The sequence below is a fragment of the Fibrisoma limi BUZ 3 genome, assembly GCF_000296815.2.
Lineage (GTDB): Bacteria > Bacteroidota > Bacteroidia > Cytophagales > Spirosomataceae > Fibrisoma > Fibrisoma limi.
The window spans coordinates 23,673-45,528 of record NZ_CAIT01000005.1 but is presented as its reverse complement, the minus strand read 5'-3'; the positions used below and the strand labels follow the sequence as shown (position 1 = coordinate 45,528).

Annotated in this window: 21 protein-coding genes; 7 read left to right on the top strand and 14 right to left on the bottom strand. The window is 51.8% G+C overall.

Annotated features, from left to right (window positions below; all coding sequences use genetic code 11):
- Nucleotides 1–48 precede the first annotated feature (48 nt).
- The 7 genes from BN8_RS05005 to BN8_RS04975 form a co-directional block, all read right to left on the bottom strand.
- Nucleotides 49–1,239, bottom strand: coding sequence for a helix-turn-helix domain-containing protein (locus BN8_RS05005; protein ID WP_009280727.1), 1,191 nt, complete (start codon nt 1,237–1,239; stop codon nt 49–51).
- Nucleotides 1,240–1,317: 78 nt separating this feature from the next.
- Complete coding sequence (gene sppA / locus BN8_RS05000; protein WP_009280726.1) at nt 1,318–3,087, bottom strand: signal peptide peptidase SppA; 1,770 nt, start codon at nt 3,085–3,087, stop codon at nt 1,318–1,320.
- A 197-nt stretch (nt 3,088–3,284) separates the two neighbouring features.
- Complete coding sequence (locus tag BN8_RS04995; RefSeq protein ID WP_009280725.1) at nt 3,285–3,932, bottom strand: inorganic pyrophosphatase; 648 nt, start codon at nt 3,930–3,932, stop codon at nt 3,285–3,287.
- Nucleotides 3,933–4,100: 168 nt separating this feature from the next.
- On the bottom strand, nt 4,101–5,093 hold the full coding sequence (locus tag BN8_RS04990) for a glycosyltransferase family 2 protein (RefSeq protein WP_009280724.1): 993 nt from the start codon (nt 5,091–5,093) through the stop codon (nt 4,101–4,103).
- Nucleotides 5,094–5,166: 73 nt separating this feature from the next.
- The gene (locus tag BN8_RS04985) at nt 5,167–5,865 is read right to left on the bottom strand and encodes a tRNA1(Val) (adenine(37)-N6)-methyltransferase (RefSeq protein WP_009280723.1); all 699 of its coding nucleotides are present in this window, start codon (nt 5,863–5,865) and stop codon (nt 5,167–5,169) included.
- Complete coding sequence (locus BN8_RS04980) at nt 5,865–6,497, bottom strand: ribonuclease H1 domain-containing protein (protein WP_009280722.1); 633 nt, start codon at nt 6,495–6,497, stop codon at nt 5,865–5,867. The genes BN8_RS04985 and BN8_RS04980 overlap by 1 nt, the downstream gene beginning before the upstream one ends.
- 88 nt (nt 6,498–6,585) lie before the next feature.
- On the bottom strand, nt 6,586–7,572 hold the full coding sequence (locus BN8_RS04975) for an MBL fold metallo-hydrolase (RefSeq protein ID WP_063827455.1): 987 nt from the start codon (nt 7,570–7,572) through the stop codon (nt 6,586–6,588).
- 354 nt (nt 7,573–7,926) lie between these two features.
- Here BN8_RS04975 and BN8_RS04970 point away from each other — a divergent pair, with 354 nt between their 5' ends.
- Nucleotides 7,927–9,597, top strand: coding sequence for a CsgG/HfaB family protein (locus BN8_RS04970; RefSeq protein ID WP_009280720.1), 1,671 nt, complete (start codon nt 7,927–7,929; stop codon nt 9,595–9,597).
- Nucleotides 9,598–9,647: 50 nt separating this feature from the next.
- Here BN8_RS04970 and BN8_RS04965 read toward each other — a convergent pair whose 3' ends face one another.
- Genes BN8_RS04965 through pepT form a run of 3 tightly spaced genes read right to left on the bottom strand, consistent with a single transcriptional unit; the run spans nt 9,648 to nt 11,797 of the window.
- On the bottom strand, nt 9,648–10,052 hold the full coding sequence (locus BN8_RS04965) for a hypothetical protein (protein WP_009280719.1): 405 nt from the start codon (nt 10,050–10,052) through the stop codon (nt 9,648–9,650).
- 14 nt (nt 10,053–10,066) lie between these two features.
- Nucleotides 10,067–10,537, bottom strand: a complete 471-nt coding sequence (locus BN8_RS04960; RefSeq protein ID WP_009280718.1) for a DinB family protein — start codon at nt 10,535–10,537, stop codon at nt 10,067–10,069.
- Nucleotides 10,538–10,549: 12 nt separating this feature from the next.
- Nucleotides 10,550–11,797 carry a peptidase T gene (gene pepT, locus BN8_RS04955; protein WP_009280717.1) on the bottom strand — a complete coding sequence of 416 codons (1,248 nt, stop codon included), beginning with the start codon at nt 11,795–11,797 and terminating at the stop codon, nt 10,550–10,552.
- An 84-nt stretch (nt 11,798–11,881) separates the two neighbouring features.
- Here pepT and BN8_RS04950 point away from each other — a divergent pair, with 84 nt between their 5' ends.
- Nucleotides 11,882–12,550, top strand: a complete 669-nt coding sequence (locus tag BN8_RS04950) for an HAD family hydrolase (protein ID WP_009280716.1) — start codon at nt 11,882–11,884, stop codon at nt 12,548–12,550.
- A 62-nt stretch (nt 12,551–12,612) separates the two neighbouring features.
- Entirely contained in the window at nt 12,613–13,764 is a 1,152-nt protein-coding gene (locus tag BN8_RS04945; protein WP_009280715.1) for a site-2 protease family protein, read from the top strand.
- A 51-nt stretch (nt 13,765–13,815) separates the two neighbouring features.
- On the opposite strand, the gene radC is transcribed toward BN8_RS04945, so the two are convergent.
- The 3 genes from radC to BN8_RS04930 all read right to left on the bottom strand — a co-directional run bounded on the left by radC (nt 13,816) and on the right by BN8_RS04930 (nt 15,521).
- Nucleotides 13,816–14,511 (bottom strand): RadC family protein, encoded by a 696-nt coding sequence (gene radC, locus BN8_RS04940; RefSeq protein WP_040005458.1) that lies wholly within the window; start codon nt 14,509–14,511, stop codon nt 13,816–13,818.
- Between the two features lie 146 nt (nt 14,512–14,657).
- Nucleotides 14,658–14,930 (bottom strand): 30S ribosomal protein S20, encoded by a 273-nt coding sequence (gene rpsT, locus BN8_RS04935; RefSeq protein ID WP_009280713.1) that lies wholly within the window; start codon nt 14,928–14,930, stop codon nt 14,658–14,660.
- Between the two features lie 192 nt (nt 14,931–15,122).
- Nucleotides 15,123–15,521 (bottom strand): Dabb family protein, encoded by a 399-nt coding sequence (locus BN8_RS04930; RefSeq protein WP_009280712.1) that lies wholly within the window; start codon nt 15,519–15,521, stop codon nt 15,123–15,125.
- A gap of 130 nt (nt 15,522–15,651) precedes the next feature.
- Here BN8_RS04930 and BN8_RS04925 point away from each other — a divergent pair, with 130 nt between their 5' ends.
- The gene (locus BN8_RS04925; RefSeq protein WP_229367741.1) at nt 15,652–16,680 is read left to right on the top strand and encodes a zinc dependent phospholipase C family protein; all 1,029 of its coding nucleotides are present in this window, start codon (nt 15,652–15,654) and stop codon (nt 16,678–16,680) included.
- Between the two features lie 74 nt (nt 16,681–16,754).
- On the opposite strand, the gene BN8_RS04920 is transcribed toward BN8_RS04925, so the two are convergent.
- Nucleotides 16,755–17,624 (bottom strand): sugar phosphate isomerase/epimerase family protein, encoded by an 870-nt coding sequence (locus BN8_RS04920; protein WP_009280710.1) that lies wholly within the window; start codon nt 17,622–17,624, stop codon nt 16,755–16,757.
- A 115-nt stretch (nt 17,625–17,739) separates the two neighbouring features.
- Between BN8_RS04920 and BN8_RS04915 the strand changes: the two genes are divergently transcribed.
- From BN8_RS04915 to BN8_RS04905, 3 genes are all read left to right on the top strand, one after another.
- Nucleotides 17,740–18,975, top strand: a complete 1,236-nt coding sequence (locus BN8_RS04915; protein WP_040005457.1) for a class I SAM-dependent rRNA methyltransferase — start codon at nt 17,740–17,742, stop codon at nt 18,973–18,975.
- A gap of 321 nt (nt 18,976–19,296) precedes the next feature.
- The gene (locus BN8_RS04910; RefSeq protein ID WP_144051590.1) at nt 19,297–19,839 is read left to right on the top strand and encodes a hypothetical protein; all 543 of its coding nucleotides are present in this window, start codon (nt 19,297–19,299) and stop codon (nt 19,837–19,839) included.
- A gap of 191 nt (nt 19,840–20,030) precedes the next feature.
- Nucleotides 20,031–21,785 carry a pyruvate dehydrogenase complex dihydrolipoamide acetyltransferase gene (locus tag BN8_RS04905; RefSeq protein WP_009280706.1) on the top strand — a complete coding sequence of 585 codons (1,755 nt, stop codon included), beginning with the start codon at nt 20,031–20,033 and terminating at the stop codon, nt 21,783–21,785.
- Nucleotides 21,786–21,856 lie beyond the last annotated feature (71 nt).

The window sequence follows — 21,856 nt, the reverse complement described above, 5'->3', positions numbered from 1 at the left end:
TGCACAAAAGTGGCCCTGTTTGCCCCAAAACAAGCTATTTTCCGATAGTTACGAAGTTCGCGCCGACCGGGACGAAGTTGCAGATGCCCGAAACTGGGCGGGCGTCTGGCCGGTGATTCGTTTAAATGCCGTATGGAATGCCGATGTGGAGTTATACCCTACCCGCTCGGCAATCTCGTCGATCTTGAGGTGTGCGATGGCAGGATCATGGAGGAGGGTCTTCGCTTCACGAATGCGGTATTCGGCCATCATGTCGAAGAAACTTTGCTGCAGCCGGTCGTTGAGCAACTGCGAAAGGTGGTGCGGAGTGGTGTTCAACTGACCGGCCAGTTTGGGCAGCGACAGATCACTTTGCAGGTACGGTTTCTCGTCGGTCATCAGGCGATTCAGCTTTTGCAGAACGGCCTCTTCCACCTCCTCCGAAATAGATGACTTTTCGTACTTTTTACGCGATTCACCGCTCCCCTCCGCTTCCTTCACGGGCGGGTCGGGCTGAAAAAAATTGGAACCGCGCATGACCAGAAAGCTGGTTACGTAGATGGTTAGCGCCATATACGATGCCAGCAGGTGATCGCCCAGGTCTTTATAAAACTGAAGCTTTACAACGGTAATCAGTACCGGCACCGACGCAAACAACCAGCTCAAATACCGTAGCATCGGCAGTTTGGCCGCAGCCCGTGTCGCGACGGATTGCGCTGCCTTGCGGATGGTCAATAATGCCGTCGCTGCATAGATGACGCAGCTTAATAAGGTTAGTTCGTTGATTAAGCCACGAACGCCCGTAAAATCCTCATCCAGATACGATCCGGAGGGTATGTACATTATTTCGGGATGCCAGGAATAGATGTACGAGTTGTATTTAAATTCCGGGGGCTGATAGACCCAGGTCACGGCGTTGACCAGCCAGATGGCAAATGGCAGTAAATGCAAAACCCAGCCCCGGGGCAATCGCTGATAAATGTGGCTGAAAACGTAGAAATAAAACAGCGGCCCCAGCACAAAGTTGAATGGTTCGGCCAGATCGACCGTCCATAACACCTGGAACGTATAGTTTGTGTAATTTAGAAAGATTTCGGCGCTGATAGCCGACAGGGCCAGATTGAACCAGCCCAGGCACCGGTTAGCAACAAGCCGCCCCCGGCTACCAGTCAGAAAAAATAACCCCAGAAATACTCCTTGCGCTACCCCGAGCAGGATAATCAAAGCAAACAAATCAAGGTTAGGGGGCAGCGTACGCATAGCAAAACAGGATAACCGCTCTAAATTACAAAAGCGGACGGTTTAAACCGTCCGCTTTCAATAACTGTTCATCAGCAATCAGCGAATATCGAGGTCGAACGGTAGTCGCATCTGAATGCCCTCCATCGTCCGGAGCTTCTTCAGGTATTTAACATAGGGGGCCAGTTCGCCTAGCTGTGTTTGAAGCCGGGCTTCTTCACTATCGCCAAATGCGCTGAACAACCGCTCAAAGAACTCTTTCTTCCGAGGCTGGTAGCGTATCCGATAGTCACCTTCCTTCAGCTTGGCCGATTGGGCTGCGACCTTTATAGCATCGTCAAGGCCACCGAGCTGATCCACCAGCCCGATTGCTTTGGCCTGCTGACCCGTCCAGACGCGTCCACCCGCGATAGCTTTCACACTATCGATGGGCAGTTTGCGACCGTTCGCCACTTTCGTCGTAAAAATTTTGTAGAACCGATCCGTACCACGCTGCAGCACCTGTTTCTGGAACGGTGTCATTTCGTGCGTTACAGCCGGAAAGTCAGCGTTCGTGTTAGTTTTTACGCGGTCGTAGGTAATACCCAGTTTGTCCTTGAAGAACGTTTCGGTATTGAACAGCAACGAGAACACGCCAATCGATCCGGTAATGGTGTTCGGCTCGGCAACGATCCGGTTGCAACCCATGAGCATGTAGTACCCGCCCGAAGCCGCGTAATCGGACATAGAGCCGATGACGGGTTTCACTCTGCGGGCCAGTTCTACCTCGCGGTACATTGCGTCCGACGCCTGCCCACTGCCCCCACCGGAGTTGACACGTAGCACGATGGCCTTCACTTTCTCGTCGAGCCGGGCTTTGCGCAGTTCCTCCACTACGGTTTCGGAGCCGATCGTTCCTTCGCTGCTTTCACCGTCGGTGATGTCGCCCGAAGCCACAATCACTGCAATCCGGTTTCGGCTATTGCCCAGTTCAGCATCCGGTTTGTTCGCATCCTCGTACTTACCGAGTGAGATGTAGTTAATCTTTTTCTTTTCCTCGATACCGAGTTGCTTCCGGATCTGGCTTTCAAACTCGTCCTGGTAGCCAACGTTGGTAATCAGTTTGGTACGTAGCGCGTCCTCGGGTTCTTCAATACGCAGGTTATCGGCGTATTGCTTCAACGAGTCCACACGTACCTTACGGCTTTCGGCTACCTTCACGAGCATGTGATTATTCACCGAGTTCAGGAACGACGAAACCTGGAGCCGGTTGGGTTCGCTCATGTCGTCGCGCACGAACGGCTCGATAGCGCTCTTGAATTCCCCTACGCGGAAGATTTCCGGCTTCACACCCAGCTTATCCAGCGTCCCCTTGAAGAAGGTCAATTCGGCATTCAGACCGTTCCACTCCAGACCGCCGGTTGGGGTGATGTAGATTTTATCGGCCATTGAAGCCACGTAGTAACCTTTCTCGGTCATGTTTTCACCGAAGGCATACACGAACTTTTTCGAAGTTTTGAAGTCAATCAGGGCGTTACGAACTTCCTCCAGCGACGCCCAGCCGCCCTGAGGGTATTCACTTTGCAAATAGATGCCCTTGATATTATCGTCTTCCTTAGCGGCTTTAAGTGCCTGTTTGAGTTCAACAAGGCCAATTGCGTCGCCCGATGAATCGAACGGTCCAAATCCGTTGAATGGATTGTCAACGCTTCGTTCTTGAATAGGGCTGTTCAGGTTAAGCTTCAACACTGAATTCTCCTTCACCGTGGTTTGCCGGTCGGCTGTCGACGAAATCGCCGAGCCAATGCCGATCAACAGCAAAAATCCAACGATCGAGAACAGTAACAGGCCTACGATGGTGGCCAGTACGTATTTAAAAAACTGTCGCATGAATGGGTATTTCGCGTTGGTTAGTCATTGGATGAATAACAAAAGTAAACGCAGTTTATGCGTCACATGACTCAAAAAATGTTGAGTGTACAATATGGCGGATAAATGGTACCCAACAAAATAGCCCGGCTGTCACCGGGCTATTTATTAGTCAAATTCAATTGGTTACCGTCATATGTTCTGCACAACAGCCACCGTTACGCCGGCATTTCGGCATAATCGTCCATGGACGTACGAATCACCTCCAGGGCTTCATCACGGCCGTAGATGCTGGCCAGTTCCATAATCTCAGGCTCCCCTGGCAGGTTTTTGTAGGTCAGGAAATAGTGGCGCAGCCGCTTTACAACCGCTTCCGGTAGTTCGCTTAGATCCCGGTACTGCCCATACATGGCATCCCCTTTCAGCACAGCAATAATTTTATCATCCGCTTCGCCTTTGTCGATCAGCCGGAAACCGCCGATGGGAATAGCCTGCAACAGGATGTCGCCGTGGGTAATTTCACGTTCTGTCAGTACGCAGATGTCGAGGGGGTCGCCGTCGCCCATTTCGACCAGCCGCCCCGACCGCTCGGAAGCCAGTTGGGCGATCCGGTCGCCACAGTAGGTCCGTGGCACAAAGCCGTATAGGGCCGGAATGATGTTTGAATACTGTTGCGGGCGGTCAATTTTGAGATAGCCCGACTCTTTGTCAATTTCATATTTGACCGTATCGGTCGGTACGATTTCGATGAAGGCCGTAATGATTTCGGGAGCATTATCGCCCGCCGAGATACCGTGCCAGGGATGCGCTTTTGAAGGAGTTTTAGCCATTTGATCCAGTTGAGTAGCGTCAAATTGTGCTTGCATACGATTTTAAAGAAAAAACTGTAAAAATCTTGGTTTGTCAGGTTGTTTAAACACACATTCCGCCCCTGCCTGATCAGTTTGATGCGCTTGGCGCACTGACAAGGCAGGGGCGGAATGGGTATACGCTCCAAAAATACAAACTTGCGTTGACAACAAACGGTTTTATTTTTAAACGGAGATGTTGTCCAAAAAACCAATTCGTTCGGCAACCTGAAAATCTGCCGTTTTATTCAGGTTTTGGCGCACAAGCATTTCACCCAGAAAGCCCGTCAGAAACAGTTGAACACCGAGGATAATTGCCACCAGCGCCAAGAAAAACAGTGGATTGTCCGTGACGTTTCGGTAACGGATCTGGTGCGCAATGTTATATAGCTTCTCGCCGATCAGGTACGTTGTCAGGACCGTTCCGACGAAGAACGACAACGTACCAAGCCCGCCAAACAGGTGCATAGGGCGTTTGCTGAATCGGTGCACGAACGCAATAACCAGCACATCAAGAAAGCCGTTGATAAACCGCTCCAGGCCAAACTTAGTGGTACCGTATTTACGGGCCCGGTGCTGCACCACTTTCTCACCAATTTTCCGGAAGCCGTTCCAGTTGGCTACAATCGGCAGGTTGCGGTGCATATCGCCGTACAGCGTCGGCGCAATAGACTTGACCACTTTCTGCTTGTAGGCTTTCAGACCGCAGTTGAAATCGTGCAGTTGAACGCCCGAAATCCAGCGTGATACCCCGTTGAACAACTTGGTTGGCAGGGTTTTGCTGAGCGGATCGTAACGTTTCTGCTTCCAGCCCGACACGAGGTCGTAGCCGTCCTGCGTAATCATTCGGTACAGTTCCGGTATTTCGTCGGGGCTGTCCTGCAAGTCGGCATCCATCGTAATGACGACCTGTCCACGGGCAGCCAGAAAACCGGTTTGCAGCGCGGCCGTTTTGCCGTAGTTGCGGTTGAAGCGAATAGCCCGTACATGGGCATCGACGCTGGCCAGCCGTTCGATCACCTCCCAGGAGTTGTCGGTACTGCCGTCGTCGATAAACATAATTTCGTACGTATAATTTTGTTCCGTCGCGACCCGTGTGATCCAGTCGTGCAGTTCGGGCAGCGACTCATCTTCGTTCAGGAGCGGGATAAGGACGGTAAGTTGCAAGGTGTCAGTCATGAATGTATCTCCACCGGAGACAAACTATAAACGCAAAGTTCGCAAGGATTAGCGCAAGGGCTGCAACAACTCATCAGAAAATCAAATAAAACGGCTGTAGCAGCGCCCGGAACGCAGCCGTGTACGTTCGGCCGTCCGGCTCGTAGATGTCCAGCGTTTCGTCGGTAACGTCCTCAGTACCATATTGCAGGCCGGTAATAATTCGAAAAACCGACTTACGGGCATGGTGCCGCAGGTGCAAGCGGCTGAACGGCCACAGTCCAATAGCCCCGGCCAGTTGAGTCAGTACGCCCGTCTCGTAAGGCGGTAGCAGCACCCACCACTGTCCATCTGTTTTCAGTAACCGCCCGACAGCCTCAATCAGTTCCGTAAATGGCAGATCATCAGTATGCAAAGCCCGATTGACGGCCGCATCCGGCGACCGGAGGTGATTGGAGTAAAAAGGCGGATTGGTAAGGATACGATCGTAACGTTTTTCCTCACTGCCAAATGCCTGAATCCGGCTGTGTATGACCCAAATACGTTCTCTGAACGCACTGGCCGATACGTTCTCGGAAGCCTGACCATAAGCCGCATCGTCTAATTCGACCGCATCGATAAATGCGTCAGGATTCCGTTGAGCAGCCATCAACGCCAATAGACCCGTTCCGGTACCGATGTCAAGGATTCGGCCGGCCGTTACGTCGGCGAAGGCCCCCAGCACACAGGCATCGGTGCAGACCTTCATGGCTGTCCGATCCTGCTGAATGATAAATTGCTTAAAACGGAACATTATTTTCGGCCAAAATCAGCCGGGTTTTCGCCCCAGTATTCGGTTTCCCACTTCAATACGGGGTTAGCGTAGCGGTGCGTCTGAAGCCACTTCTCAGCACGCTCAATCAGGTCGAAGAGCTCTTCGTTCCGTGACGTTTCTTCCAGCTTTGTGTTCGCTTTCTTCTTGCTGACCCAGCCGATGGCCGTTCGTGAATCGGAATAAACGGGGATGTTGCTCCCCTTCTGGTGCAGGAGGGCCAGCGCATGCACAATTGCCAGGAACTCACCGATGTTATTAGTCCCGTCGGCATACGGTCCCATCGTGAAAAGCTTTTGCTTTGTTGCCAGGTAGATTCCCTGGTACTCCATATCGCCGGTAGCCGTGTTCCAGGCCGCATCGACCACCAGACTGTCCTGAATTGGGTTTCCCACCAACGCCGATAATTTGCCCTGTTTGGCGGGTTTCGGGGTTCCGCCAATGTGCAGATGAGGTTTTTCCTGAAATGCCTTCAGGGCCGCCGGTTTCGTATCAAAAGATTTGTACAGCGCCCCGTCAAAGCCGGCCGTTTGTGCCTGGCACTCTTCCCAGCTATCGAAAACGCCCGTTTTCCGACCCCGCCAGACAACATAAAATTTTGGCTTCTTCGCCATTTAACGTCAACTAAGTGATCAGCAAAGATACGGAAACAAAAACGGCTCTGACTACGTAGTCAGAGCCGCTTATCACGTCTTATAGTGGCTATTCGTCATCGTCATCACTACTGCCACCGGGCCAGAGCAGGTACAGCGCCACCCCGGCTAGTAGTCCCCAGCCAATAGCCCGGGCTACGTTATACGATGTGGGAGCCGGCATATCTATTATACCGTTCTCGTCGGTCACGGCCGGCTGCTTCACGTATCGACCTTCCGACGGAATTGACATGGCTTCAAAGTCATGCGCGAGTCGGTTCAGACCAACCTGCAAATCCAGTCCATGTACGGATACGCCATGTCCAACCCCCGCAGCGGTTGGATTTAGCCGATTCAGCTTCTGAACCGATTGCCTGGCAGCCTGCCAATCGATGGTAAAATAAGCCGGTGGCCCGTGGAATTCCTGCCGCTGCGTCGCGACAGCCGTCACTGAGTTCTGATCAGTCGTGATAAAGGCATCGCCTGCAATCAACGTCCGGTCGCTGTCGCGGAACAGCGAGATATGACCGGGCGCATGGCCAGGTGTATGAATTACCCGCCAGCCGGATAATCCAGGAATCTCATCGCCATCTCCAACGGTCTGCAGCCGGTCGCCCAGATCGGTCGGGCCGGTCGGAAACATCCACGACATATACGCCATGGCTCCCCCACCAATAGCCGGGTCCGGTGGCGGATAATGCGATTTTCCACGTAAAAACGGAGTCTCCAGCGTATGCGCGTAGACAGGTACATCCCACTCCGTCAACAATGCTTTCAACGCCCCCGTGTGGTCGAAGTGGCCATGGGTGAGTACGATGGCCTGCGGTTTGGTACCGGGTCCGAACAACTCTTCAGCCCGTTTCCTGATTTGGCCTGCGAAGCCAGGTAAACCAGCGTCGACCAGGACCCATGAATTACCAGGACCGGGTTTACCGATAAAAAATACGTTCACAAAGAGGATTTTCATGCCCCGAACGTCGTCGGTTACGTCGTACGGGGTCATGGGTATCCCACTGGCATCAGGCGCTTCGGCGACAGGCCGGTCAGCTATTGGCATTGTTTCCATAACGGTTGGCGTCAATGAGTTTATCTCATGAGGTCAACGTTGCCCCACGGAGAATGTTCAATACATCAACCCAATGGCCTACTTATAAAGTAGAGTGATAGATGTACTACGCCTTGGTAACTATTGAATCTTTAGAGAACACCTTAAGTAAATACGACAGAACCGACATCTCTGCATTTTCGACTTCCCAAAAATATTTTTTGATTCTCTGTCACTTATCGCAGATCGGCCTGAATACATACGTGCCAGCCTCGAACCGGAATGACTATGAATCCGGCTGACTTTTATATAAGTATTTGATTTAACACATATACAAACTAGTTAATCATTTCAAATCCTATCCGCATGAAGTCTATTTACCCCTCACTTGTATTGATTAGTATCTGGCTTTTATTGCCAACCTTGTTGCTGGCCCAGAAAAACAAAAACGAGTCGAAAGAACCGGAAATTACGATTGCTCAAGTGGCAGAAAAGTGCCAGGCTCTGCCAGCCAGCAAACGCGTAACGGTACGTGTAGCTCGTTTCGACGTATCAAAAACCAGTGCTGATGGAAAATTCGGCGATGAACTGGCCACAATGCTTACCTCGGCGCTACAACAGACAAACTGCTTCCGGGTATTGGAAATGCAGCGAAATGCCAGCGACATGACCGGCGAAATGAGCTTTGCCCAAAGTGGATACGGCAGTGGCGGCCCCGAAGCGGGCAAGATGCTTATGGCGCAACTAATCGTCACGGGCGAAGTAACGGAGTACCTGGTTTCTGAGCGATCGCAGCAGGTAATGGGCTTCGGCAGTTCCAAAAAGTCGGCCAAAGTTGGCTTCACGCTCAAAATTCTTGATCCACAAACCGGTGAGATTCTGGCGTCAAAAATAGTACGGGCCGAAGGGCAGGAAGCTGGTGCTCGTACAACGAAGATTTTTGGCATCGAAACTTCTACAAGCAGCCAGAACAGCGCCGTTACAGATGCCTGTGGAATCGCAGTCATCCGCTCGGCAGAGTTCCTGGCCGACACCAAAGATAAGATAGAGATACCGGAGCCAATGAAGCCTGAAACGGCTAAAAAATTTGATCCGTCGCGCTGCAACATGCTCAAAAAGGGTGCGCCCAAAGTGATGATTTTAATCCCGGAAGCCCAGACCGGTTCGGCCAGTACGGCTAATGCCCAGACTCGCCGGTTAACGGATGAAGAGCGTGAGTATCAGGAACGGAAAGAAACCCGCGAAATGATTACCGCCATTTTCGGACGTAAGAAACAAACTGCCGAACCTGCAAAACCGCAGACAAACGCCGTTTACAAACCTGTAGTCATTGAGCAGGCAACCGCCGAAAACGAGATTATCCGGAAGTTCATCGAAGCTGGATTTCGGGTAATTGACCCCAAGGTATACGAAAAAATGCGGACCCGCTCCGACAGTCTGGCGAGCGATCCGGCCAAACTTGCCGCTCTCGGCCTGAAGATGGGGGCTAACATCATCATCACGGGGATGGCTACCAGCGAACTTGTCAATGCTAACAATGGTATGAATGCATTCAGAGGACGTATTGAACTGCGGGCTTTAACCACCGACGACGCAACCATCCTGGCATCTAACGTATTACAGGCCGGCGCGGTGGACGTATCCGAAACGGTAGCGGCAAAGATGGCTCTGACCAATGTGGGGAACAAAATGGCTGATTATATGCTGGAACAACTCTGCGCCCGCAACATTATCTTTGCCGGAACGGGCGGTGGAGCCCCATCGGCAAAACCAGCCAGTGTCGGTGCTTCGACTAGTAACACGGAGATTACTATCGCTAACACCACTTTTGCCAAAGTCAATGCAGTGGCAGCAGCACTTCAGAAAAATCCGAAAGTAAAAGGCGTGCAGAAAACGTTCAAAGGCACAGAAGGTACGATTCGGATTGAACATACCGGAACCACCGACGAATTGATCGACCTGTTGACCAAGAACCCGGCTCTAAAATTGGAGGTCACCGCGCTTGAAGAAGGTAGCGCCAGCCTGACAATGCTGTAGATTTGACCGAAACCGGTAGGTTATTTTGCAATGGCCTACCGGTTTTCATATCAGCCGGTCCGCACCAGCCCCAGTAGAAAAATCACCGTCCATATTACCGTTCGAAGCCAATTTGCCGAAATCAGTCGTTCGATCGTGTCTGACAGGTTTATTCCGGCCGCGATCTGATTATGTAGCGGTATCGCCTGAAACACAGTTAGAACCCAGGTCAATCCCACAAGAACGGCCGAGATCAGCGCCAGCCACGAAAAACGGGTGAACAGCTCCCACCCTACTAGCCCCACCTGCGCCAGCATCAACGGCCCGACAATAACCGTAATGAGATTGGTGTATTTGGGATGCCAGACCGCTAGTTGTTCCGGACTCATGTACCGAAAACTGGGATATATAATAAGCTGTACGAGCCAGATCAGCACCACTAAGCCAAAGTCTACGACAAGTCGGGCAGCAGGCATAGGTTAATGGTTGGTCATTGTACGTACGTAACGCGTTGGCCTTTTGTCAGCAGGCGACGGTGGTAGTCGATCTGGCCCAGGTGGTAGTTCAGATGACCACTGAGGTGCGTCAGAAAGTAATGGATCGTCATGGGATAGCCCAGCACCTCCTCGGGGTAAGGCTCGTTGAAGGAATCATCCGGCAACGCGGATAACGTTCGGCTTACGACCTCGCTTGTTGTGGTCAAACCAGCCAGCAGTTCGGCTCGGGGTACGTGTTTCGTCGAGAACTCAGCATCCCGATCACGCACGTAGTTGGTTCCACCCAATTGTTTACCAATGTAGGTGTTCAGGTTTCCGATCAGGTGCAGGCATAAATTACCGGCCGAGTTGCTGATGCCCGGTGCCACCTCCCACAATATTGCCTCATCGGGATAAGCCTCGATCTGTTGTAATAATCGCTTTAAATCCCGCGCGAAAAGTATGTCAAACGTTTTGGCCAGCATACAATTTGTTGACTACGCTCGTTCTTCCCAAACTTGACACACGTTTACAATCACCTCCACGGCCTTCTGCATGTCCTGCACCGATACCCACTCCAGCCGGGAGTGAAAGGCGTGTTCACCGGCGAAAATATTCGGGCAGGGCAGTCCCATGAACGACAGCCGCGACCCGTCCGTACCACCCCGAATACTACGTCGTTCGGGAGCCAGGCCAGCCCGGCGAATCGCTTCGAGGGCATTGTCCACTACGGCCGGATGCTGATCCAGCACTTCTTTCATGTTCCGGTACTGTTCTTTTACGATGAACTGCGCCGTTGAGTTAGGATAATGGGCCAGTACGTTGTCCAGTTGTTCCTGCAGGTACGCTTCCTTTTCGTGCAACCCCGCTACGGTAAAGTCTCGAATGATGAACTCCACCACAGCCTGATCCTGGTTGCCTTCCATCCGCGTCGGGTGAACGAAGCCTTCCTTGCCCTCGGTCGTTTCGGGCGATAGCGTGTCCTTAGGCAGGACGGCCAGAAAATCGGCGGCTATTTTCAGCGCGTTCTCGAGTTTACCCTTCGCGAAACCAGGGTGCGTACTGACGCCCTGAATGATAACCTTAACGGCATCGGCCGAGAACGTTTCGTCTTCCAGCGTCCCGAGAGCTTCGCCATCGATCGTGTAGCCGAATTGAGCACCCAGTTTCTGAATATCCACTTTCTCGGTACCGCGCCCAACTTCTTCGTCGGGTGTGAACAGCAGCCGAATGGTACCATGCTTCACCTCCGGATGGGTCATCAGATAATGCGCGGCATCCATAATTTCAGCTACCCCCGCTTTGTTGTCGGCTCCGAGGAGCGTTGTGCCACTGGCCGTGACGATGTCGTTACCAATTTGTTCCCGCAAATCGGGGTGGTCGGCCACGCGAATAACCTGCGCCGGGTCATCCGGCAGAACAATATCGGCCCCATTCCAATGCTCATGCACGATCGGTTTCACCCCGGCCCCGGTTACGTCGGGCGATGTGTCCACGTGCGAGCAGAAGCAGATGACCGGCACATCTGACTTATCGGTATTGGCCGGGATAGTCGCGTATACGTAGCCCCACTCGTCAAGCTCGGCGTCTGTAATGCCCATCCCGTGCAATTCCTGGACCAGGACGCGGCTGAGGTCTTTCTGTTTTTCGGTCGATGGGTTGGCCGTCGATTGCGGGTCCGATTGAGTATCAATCTGGACGTAGCGGAGGAACCGCTCGAGTGCCGTGAAGCGATAGTCGTTCATATCGTTTTGCCGTTATTCACGTAGGCTGCAAATGTAAACGTAAGTTTGGCTTACTTTGCGCCGACGAACATTCATCCGCTACAAATGTCTTCAATTCTGACTCAACCCAATCTGAAAAATATCATCTTCGACCTTGGCGATGTCATCATCCCGATCGACCTGAGCGCTCCCCTCCGCAACTTTGCTATGCTGGCCAATATGCCCGAAGACGACGTACGGGCGATCTGGAACCAGCACAACATCGGTATGCAGTACGAAACCGGCCTGATCGACGATGAAGCCTTCCGCGCCCACGTTCGCCAGTTGCTCAACAACCGTAGCAACAATCCCAATACGGAAACGGCAGACCACTGGGCTGATGAAGTAATCGATACGGCCTGGAACACCGTACTGCTTGAACTGCCCGTCGAACGGGTTGAACGAATCAGGCAACTGAAAGATCGGTACCGTCTGTTTCTGCTCAGCAACACGAGCCCGATCCACATCCGGCAGGTAAACCATATCCTGACGGAACTGGGTCAACCAACCCTGGAGGAACTCTTCGAACGCGTTTTTTATTCTTATGAAGTCCGGCTCGCCAAGCCATCGCCCGAGATCTACCAGCACGTATTGTCCGAAGCCGGTATTGCAGCCGACGAAACGGCTTTCCTCGACGACAATGCCGCGAACATCCGGGCCGCTGCAGAGTTAGGTATTACGGCCGTGCACGTGCAGCCCCCATTAACTATCATCGATTACCTGAAAGATGTATGATGTAGTAGCTATGATGTATTGCCTGAAATCATACATCTTACATCACGCATCATATAGTTTCAATGAACCCACGCATTAGAAGTTACCTCATCCACATCGGCTTATTCGTGATCACGCTCATCACCACCACCCTGGCAGGTGCGGAGTGGATCTATGGCCGGTTGTTTATTCCCGTTGAAGGTATGCAAACGCTCGGCTGGCCGGAGTTTTTGGCTGGTCTGCAATTTTCTGTTCCATTTCTGGCCATCCTGACCGTTCATGAATTCGGGCATTACTTTGTCGCTAAAGCTAACCGGGTACGCGTTACCCTACCCTATTACATACCGTTGTGGTTTGGCATCGGGCAAAGCATCGGTACGCTGGGGGCGTTTATCCGTATTCAGGATTATGTGAACAGCCGCCGGAAATACTTCGATATTGGCATCGCCGGACCACTGGCCGGCTTTGTCCTGGCGCTGATCGTGCTGTGGTATGGATTTACGCATCTGCCTCCTATCGATTACATTTTCACGATCCATCCGGAGTACAAAAAATGGGGGTTGCGCTACGGTGAATACGCCTACCTGAACCTTCCCAAAGGTGCTGCTATCAGTCTGGGTAACTCGCCATTGTTCTGGTTTTTCAAGACATACGTAGCCGACCCAACACTATTACCACATCCCAACGAGATTACGCATTATCCGTTTCTGCTGGCGGGGTATCTGGCTTTGTTCTTCACCTCGCTGAACCTGATTCCAATTGGTCAGTTGGATGGCGGACATATCCTTTACGGACTCATCGGTCGGGAGCGATTTCAATGGGTGGCCCCGGCTCTGTTCATCGTCTTTGTGTTTTACGCCGGGCTGGGCGTTTTCAAACCCAGCGACTTTGCCGTGTCGACTGACGAAGCTTTCTTTTCGGAATTGCTCTACTTTGGCGGGTATATCCTGTTCGTCTACATCTGCTGTTCCCGCATCAGCGAAAACCGCTTGAATAGCCTGATGGTTGCTCTCAGCATTGTGGCTGCTCAATTGGTGTTCTCGTGGATACGACCCGATTGGGAAGGCTATTCAAATTTCTTAGTCTTTACGTTCGTTCTCGGACGAGTTTTAGGCATTTATCACCCCGAAACCCAACTCGACGAGCCACTAGACCTGAAGCGTCAGATTCTTGGCTGGCTGGCTTTGGTCGTGTTTGTGTTGTGTTTCAGTCCCAGACCGTTCATAATCGGCTGATCTCGTCCGGACAGGCCAGCGTAACCCGTCCGAACGATCAGCATAGCGTTGCTACAGCAAACCTTCGTCGGCAAAGCTGAAGTATGCCTTATCGGTAAAAATAAGGTGATCCAGCACCGGAATGTCGAGCAGGCGACCGGCATCCTTGAGCTTTCGCGTCAGATCCTTGTCGGCCTGCGAGGGCGTCAGATTACCCGACGGATGATTGTGGAAGAGGATCATGGAACTGGCCAGGTGCTCGATAGCCTGCTTAAAGATCAGCTTGGGGTCGGCAACCGTTCCTGATATTCCTCCGGCACTAATCTGCACCGGCCGCAAAATCTCGTTGGCCCGGTTCATCAACAGAATCCAGAACTCTTCGTGCGGCTTGTCCATCAGGTGGGGGATCATCTCATTGTAGGCATCGCGCGAACAGGTTATCCGCGCCCGCTGCGGCCGATCCTGCTCTTTGCGCCGACGGCCCAGTTCCAGTGCTGACACAATGCTGATCGCTTTTGCTTCGCCGATTCCCCTGAATTTCGAGAGGTCTTTGACGCTTAATCGGGCCAGGTCGTTCAGGTTGTTGCTGACACTCTGAAGAATAATTTTTGATACGTCAACGGCAGTCATATCTGTGGTGCCGGAGCCGATCAGGATAGCAATGAGTTCAGCGTCAGATAGAGCTGCTTTGCCCTTGAGCATCAATTTTTCGCGGGGACGGTCTTCTTCCGCCCAGCTCAGGATTTTGCGGGGATTATCGTAGGACATTAATTCGGGTAACGTTACGGATGGAATACGTCCCGAAAATGCATAAAAAAACCTTACCCGGCATGCAGATAAGGTCTGATTCATGAAAGCAGGGCCATCTTTACTGCCAGCCAGCTTCAAAACCGGCCGTGACAAGAAGCCAATCTTTAGGCAGTTGCCTGAGCAGGAGCCAGTTTGTTAACAAAACGAGCCAGCTTCGACTTGCTGTTAGAAGCCTTGTTTTTGTGGATGACGTTACGCTTCGCCAGCTTGTCCAGGGCTGAAGAAACCTTTTTGAACAGTTCAACCGCCATCGCGTGGTCAGTTGTCGTGCGCAGCTTTTTAACTAAATTCCGGGTCGTGGTGTGCTGATAACGGTTCAACAGCCGCTTTTTTGCACTTGACCGGATCGCTTTCTTAGCGGATTTGTGATTTGCCATTTTTATGCAATAAATTTCGAAGTCGCCAAATGAGTCCGCAAAGATAGCAGAATTAGTCAGAAACAGCAACAGGTCTGCTCAAAAATCTTAGTTTAGTGACTGGTAGTCATTTGGTTTACGGCTTTCAGTTTACGCCTTAACGACGCTACACCACTGTGAACTGAAAACCGTAAACCAGTAAAGCCCTTCGTACTACGGCCGGATGTCGGCATTGACAACCAGGGTCTTTTCCCATATACCCTTGTTCCGTTCAATGAACTGGCGATAAGCTTCACTTTTCTCGTACGCCAGAATATCGTCTTCACTTTGAAACGTCAGGTAATGCATTACGTCATAATCAGAAACGGCTCCATTTGGCAAAATGGTCCGGCCAGATGAGTAATTGACGATCTGCGGAATTTCGTGTTTCAGGGCCGCAAAACCGTGCATATGCTGCTCAACTGCTTGATTTTCTACCCCTTTTTTGAATTTAACGCACACAATCCGCTGTTTTTGCGCTTTGCGGGCGGGTGAATAGGCACCGTAGATTATCAGGGCAAATGCCAGAAAGAATCCTGTAACTAACGCGTATCCAATGGATTTACGATTCATTGTTTTGGTAAGTTATGTTTTTAACAAAATTTTATTCTGAAATATGCTGTAGTTTTGTGTGAATGTTTAAATTTTTTCACCAAAAAGTACTACAGCAACACAAATGTACTTAACTTTTATTTTGCAAATAATGTTCCGTAACTTTTTTATCATCTGTTTTCTTACCGGGGCGTCCGGCGTAGCTACTGCCTCTACCGACTTTTGTCGTTTAAACCTGCCATCAACTGGCGATCAGGTTATTGCAAAGGCGCCTGGCTGGGGCTTTCATGCCCATCAGCAAATCAATCGGCTGGCCGTTTTTACACTCCCCGCCGAGATGATGCCCTTCTTTAAAAAACACCTTGGATTTCTGACCGACAACGCCGTTAACCCCGACAAACGCCGGTATGCTGTCGTTGGAGAAGCCCCCCGCCATTTCATCGATCTGGATGTGTACGCCGACACGTCGGCAGCAACCCTACCCCGCTTGTACCGGGATGCGACTGAGCGGTACGGGGCCGATACACTAGCCTTACACGGTATTGTGCCGTGGCAGATCCAACTGACCAAGTATCAGTTGACCGAGGCATTCCGTCAGCGCGACGTCCGGCGAATTCTGCGCGTAGCGGCCGATCTGGGGCATTACATTGCCGACGCGAACGTACCACTTCACACCACCCGCAACTACAATGGCCAGTTGACCGGGCAGCAGGGCATTCATGGCTTCTGGGAGTCGCGTTTACCGGAGTTATTCAGTTCGGATTATGATTTTCTGACGGGGTCGGCCGAGTACCTCTATTCGCCACAAAAGGCTGCCTGGCGGGCAGTCTTTACCGCCCATGCAGCCTTGGATTCGGTGCTACGGTTCGAACGGGAACTGACGGCCGCAACCGGCGATACCCGGAAATTCAGCTTTGAGGAACGTAATGGATTGACCACAAAAGTGTATTCAGCCGATTTTTCGCAGCAGTACCACACCCTACTACGGGGTCAGGTCGAACGCCAGATGCGGGCGTCGGTGAAGATGGTCGGCGATTTCTGGTATACCTGCTGGGTCGACGCGGGTCAGCCCGACATGAAAGCGCTGGCCAGATACCAGCTTACGGAACAGGAGCAGCAGGAAGAAGCAGAAGAGAAAAAAGGCTGGCTGAAACGACTGTTTTCGGCGCGGGAAGAATAGATTGTCGCATCGATACTGTGACTTACCCCAAACCGCTGAAGGGGCTTAGGGTAAGTCTGAATTTCGGGTCAGAACTACACCACCAGTTTTTTCATGTACTCAGCGTCATTCTTCATGCTGGTCATGACCGCCTGCGGGTATTCTTCCTGCTCCACAATAAAGTATTTGATGCCGCTGTCTTTGGCTACGCGTAAGGTCTTTTTGAAGTCAACCGCGCCTTTGCCAAGGTCATTCTGCACCGGTTTACCGTTCTGCTTCGTATAATCCTTGATGTGGCACAGCTCGTACCGCTTCCCGTACTTTTTCAGGTGCGCGATCGTATCTTGCCCTGCTACGTCGATCCAGCACAGATCCAACTCGAACATGACGTTCTTGGGGTCCGTATTCGCCAGCAAAAACTCCTGCGGAATTTGCCCATCGAGCGGCTTAAATGAATAATCGTGGTTATGGTAGCCGAATTTAAGCCCGCTTTTGCGCACCAGTTCACCGTCCCGGTTGAAGCCGTCGGCAATGCGTTTCCAGTCGTCCATCGTTTTCTGCGCGCCAATGTACGGGCACAACAGGTAGCTCAATCCGGCCTCGCTGGCCATGTCGATGCTTTTCTTTAGTTCGTCGGGTTTGCCGGCCTGCGCACCGTAGTTAAAATGCGTGCTGACCATCGTTACGCCCTGATCGTTCAGGAATGATTTGATTTCTTTCGGCGACATGCCCCACAGAAAGCCCTGTGGCCCACTGTAGCTTTCGAACTGCTTGTAGCCCATCTGAGCCAGTTGGGTCATAATACCTTTCGGGTCCTTAGGCAATACGTCCCGAACGCTGTACAATTGAACGCCGAAGGTTTTAAACGTTTCGGCGGGCGCACCGGCCAATAAATCGGTCTGGTTAAGGGCAAAGGCACCGGCGCTGAGGAAGCCGGCCTGTTTCAGAAATAAGCGACGTTGCATACGCAGAAAAGGATTTATGATACTAAACGCAAAGGTTATTAAGTTTTGGCAAAATCAACACCATATTCTTTGCGACCTTTGCAATCCGTTTTTCGTTAGAGCATACATGGATCGAATGAGTTCATCAAAAATATATTTGCAGAACGGCCGCGACGAAGCTGTCCGGCGGTTTCATCCCTGGGTATTTTCGGGTGCTATCGGGCGCTACGAAGGCAACCCACAGGATGGCGATGTCGTTGAGGTGTACGACCGGAAAGGTCACTACCTGGCAACGGGTCACTACCACGACGGCAGCATCGCCGTTCGTATCTTTTCATTTGCAGCCACCGAAGAAGGCCCCGTTACGCCCGACGTCGACTACTGGACCCGTAAGCTGACCGGAATCCGTAGCGTACGGCAGGCCATCATTCCAACTGATACCAACTGCTACCGGCTCGTTCACGGTGAGGGCGACGGCTGCACGGGGCTGATCATCGACGTGTACAACGGCGTGGCAGTTGTGCAGTCTCATTCAATTGGCATGCACCGCGAACGCCATCTGATTACTGAAGCGCTAAAGCAGGTACTGGGTGATGAATTGATCGCCGTTTACGACAAAAGCGCCGAAACCTTGCCGGAGCAGTACGGCCAGACCGTACAGAACGGTTATCTTCTCGGGCAGGTTGAAACGCCCCATCCGGTGCTTGAAAATGGACACACGTTTATGGTCGACTGGGTTACAGGGCAGAAAACCGGCTTTTTCCTCGATCAGCGTGATAACCGCTATCTGCTGGCCCGTTACGCCAAAGGCAAGAAAGTATTGAATGCGTTCTGTTATTCGGGTGGCTTTTCCGTATATGCCCTGAAAGCCGGTGCCCGGGCGGTGCATTCGGTCGATGTATCGCAGAAAGCCATTGACCTTACGAACCGGAACGTAGCAGCCAATTTCGATCAGGCCGATGCCCACGAATCCTACGCCGATGATGTCATGCATTTTCTGAAAGCACAGGCACACGCTCACGAAACAGACGAGGACGAAACATCGCCCGACGATGAGCAGTACGACGTAGTGATTCTGGACCCTCCGGCCTACGCCAAAAGTTTATCGGCCCGGCACCGGGCCGTGCAGGGTTACAAGCGCCTGAACGCCGAAGGACTACGCCGGGTAGCCAAAGGCGGTATTCTGTTCACGTTCTCCTGCTCGCAGGTAGTGGATCGTGAACTGTTTTACAACACCATCGTAGCGGCTGCCATCGAAGCGGGTCGGCAGGTCCGGGTGCTGCACCACCTGAGTCAGCCCGCCGACCATCCGGTGAGCCTCTTCCACCCCGAAGGTGGCTATCTGAAAGGGCTGGTGTTATGGGTTGAATAAATGAAAAGAGTGAAATGAAACATTTTTGAACAGTTTTTAGCTTAGCGGGCTCTGATTTGAGTTTTATAACTTTCAGTACGTTACGTTATGTCAACCAGTCGTCGGTTCAGGCACCACACGTATTTATTGATAGGCTATTTTTCTGGTTTTGCCCTGCTGATTTTTCTTACGGGTTTCTCCAGAACTACGGTGAAAACAAGTTCACTTTCGGCCATTTCAACATCACCTCCTGTTTCGTGGGCGTATCTGCGAGCGGTGGCCCGCACGGAGGGGAGTGCCAGTTTAATAACGTTGCTGAAGCAATACAGGCAACTGGCACCTATGCATGCGGTAGCTGCTGATTGCGAAAGCAGGAACCCGTTTGACGAAGGCTGTACAAATGGGCTACTTAACCAAACAGATAGTTCATTGAGGGCGATTCGACTCGATGTTCCATTCCAGGTAAATCGTCAATTAGTAACGGTTTCCTGCGTAGTAATCTATCATGCAATGGGGAAAGTGCTGGCATCAGGCGCTACGATGTTTGGGCTGGCAGCTCCTCAAACGATCAATAATTATGCAGTACCGGTTGCTGATTTTTCCGAGAATACGATTCAGTTTATTGGTAATCTTAGCTTTCAATATAATTCGACCGCAGAACGAACGGTATCGGCGGCCCCGGAAGCGCGAATAGCCATAACGAATGGTAAAAATACGTCGGTAATGTATCGAAGAAACATAAAGCAGCCAGTCAGGTTTTTACAGGCAGACGTAGCGTACATTACGTTTTCATTGAATCCTTCAACCGGTTATGGGGAGGCCAGTTTACAAGTGAATGGTATTTCAGGACCAACCCACAAATATGATATAAAGCCCCAGCTATAATTGACGTAGCTGAAGTTTCTATTTTCAGGTTGATGAATGCATTATCGTGTAGTGCAGGCTATAACCTGTCTGGTCTTGAACTCGCAATACCAAAAAATCAGACAGAAGCCTGTGCTACATGACCGCTTTCCGCTAATTTTGACCCATCAGTACACAATTGTCTCGTTGCATAAATCGATATAGCGTTTCGTATGGCTGAACTAATCCGAATGCCCAAAATGAGCGACACCATGACCGAAGGGGTCATTGCGGAGTGGCACAAAAAAGTGGGTGATAAAGTAAAATCCGGCGATGTGCTGGCTGAAGTGGAAACCGATAAAGCCACGATGGACCTCGAAGCCTATGAAGAAGGTACTTTGTTGTACATCGGCGTTGAAAAAGGTCAGTCGGTACCGATAGACGGTGTCATTGCGGTGATCGGTGCTGATGGCGAAGATTACAAAGCGCTGCTCGATGGTTCGAGTGGCGGCAGCCAGGCTCCGGCCGAAGAAGCTAAACCGGCAGCATCAGCCTCGAACGGGGCAGCTCCGGCCCCCAGTGGCCCAATCAAGCAGGACGAGGTGGCGAAAAACCTGCCGGATCAGGAAGCGGTTTCGGCCGCCCCAACTGAAAACGTAAACGCTGCGGTGATCCGGATGCCTAAGATGAGCGACACGATGACCGAAGGGACCATTGTGGCGTGGCACAAAAAAGAAGGCGATACGGTAAAATCCGGTGATATTCTGGCTGAGGTAGAAACCGATAAGGCGACCATGGACCTCGAAGCTTACGAGGAGGGTACCCTGCTGTACATCGGCGTAAAAGAAGGTCAGGCCGTTGCAGTTGATGACGTCATTGCCGTAGTCGGCGAGAAAGGTGCCAACTTCAAAGTTCTGCTCGACGGCAGTGGCTCAGCAGCCCCGGCTCCCGCAGCCAGCCAACCGGCCGAATCAGGCAACGCGACCGCTCAGCAGAACCCGCAGGCTACCCAGCCCGACAATGCTGCTACGGACCTGTCGTATGCCGGCGAAAACGAGGAGGCAGCCGGATCAAACGGCCGTATTAAAGCATCGCCACTGGCCAAACGAATTGCCGAAGAACGGGGCATCAACCTCGCGCAGGTGCATGGCAGCGGTCCGGAAGGCCGAATCGTAAAAAGTGACGTTGAGTCGTTTGTACCGCAGCAGAAACCGACTCAGGCACCTGCTCAGACTCCTCAAGCTGCTCCAGCTCAGCCACAGGCAACTCAACCGGCTCCAGCACCAAGCCCTGCCCCGGTTGCCCAGGGAGATTTCGAAGATGTACCGGTCAGCCAGATGCGCAAGACCATTGCCCGTCGTCTGAGCGAAAGCATGTATACCGCCCCGCATTTCTACCTGACCATGGAAATCAACATGGACAAGGCTATGGAACTGCGCGGTACGGTCAACGGCATAAGCCCGGTCAAAATTTCTTTCAACGATTTCGTGATCAAAGCGGCTGCTATCGCGCTGAAGCAGCACCCGAATGTAAACGCATCGTGGCTCGGCGACAAAATCCGGAAATACCACTACGTTAACATCGGTGTGGCCGTTGCCATCGACGAGGGCTTGCTGGTACCTGTTGTACGTAATGCCGATCAGAAAACACTGTCGACCATCGCGGGAGAGGTGAAAGACCTGGCCGGTAAAGCGAAAGACCGTAAGCTTCAACCGAAAGATTGGGAAGGCAGTACGTTCTCCATTTCGAACCTCGGTATGTTCGGTATTGATGAATTTACGGCTATCATTAACCCGCCCGATTCGTGCATTCTGGCTGTGGGAACAATCAAGCAAACGGTGAAGTTTGAAGGCGAAACTCCGAAGCCGACTAACGTAATGAAAGTGACACTGTCGTGCGATCACCGCGTGGTCGATGGCGCTACGGGTGCCGCTTTCCTCCAGACGTTTAAAGAACTGCTGGAGAATCCAATGCGGATGCTGGTGTAACCTCGTATTTAAAATTTGTATCTAACAAAAACGTCGACTCTATGGAGTCGACGTTTTTGTTAGATACTATA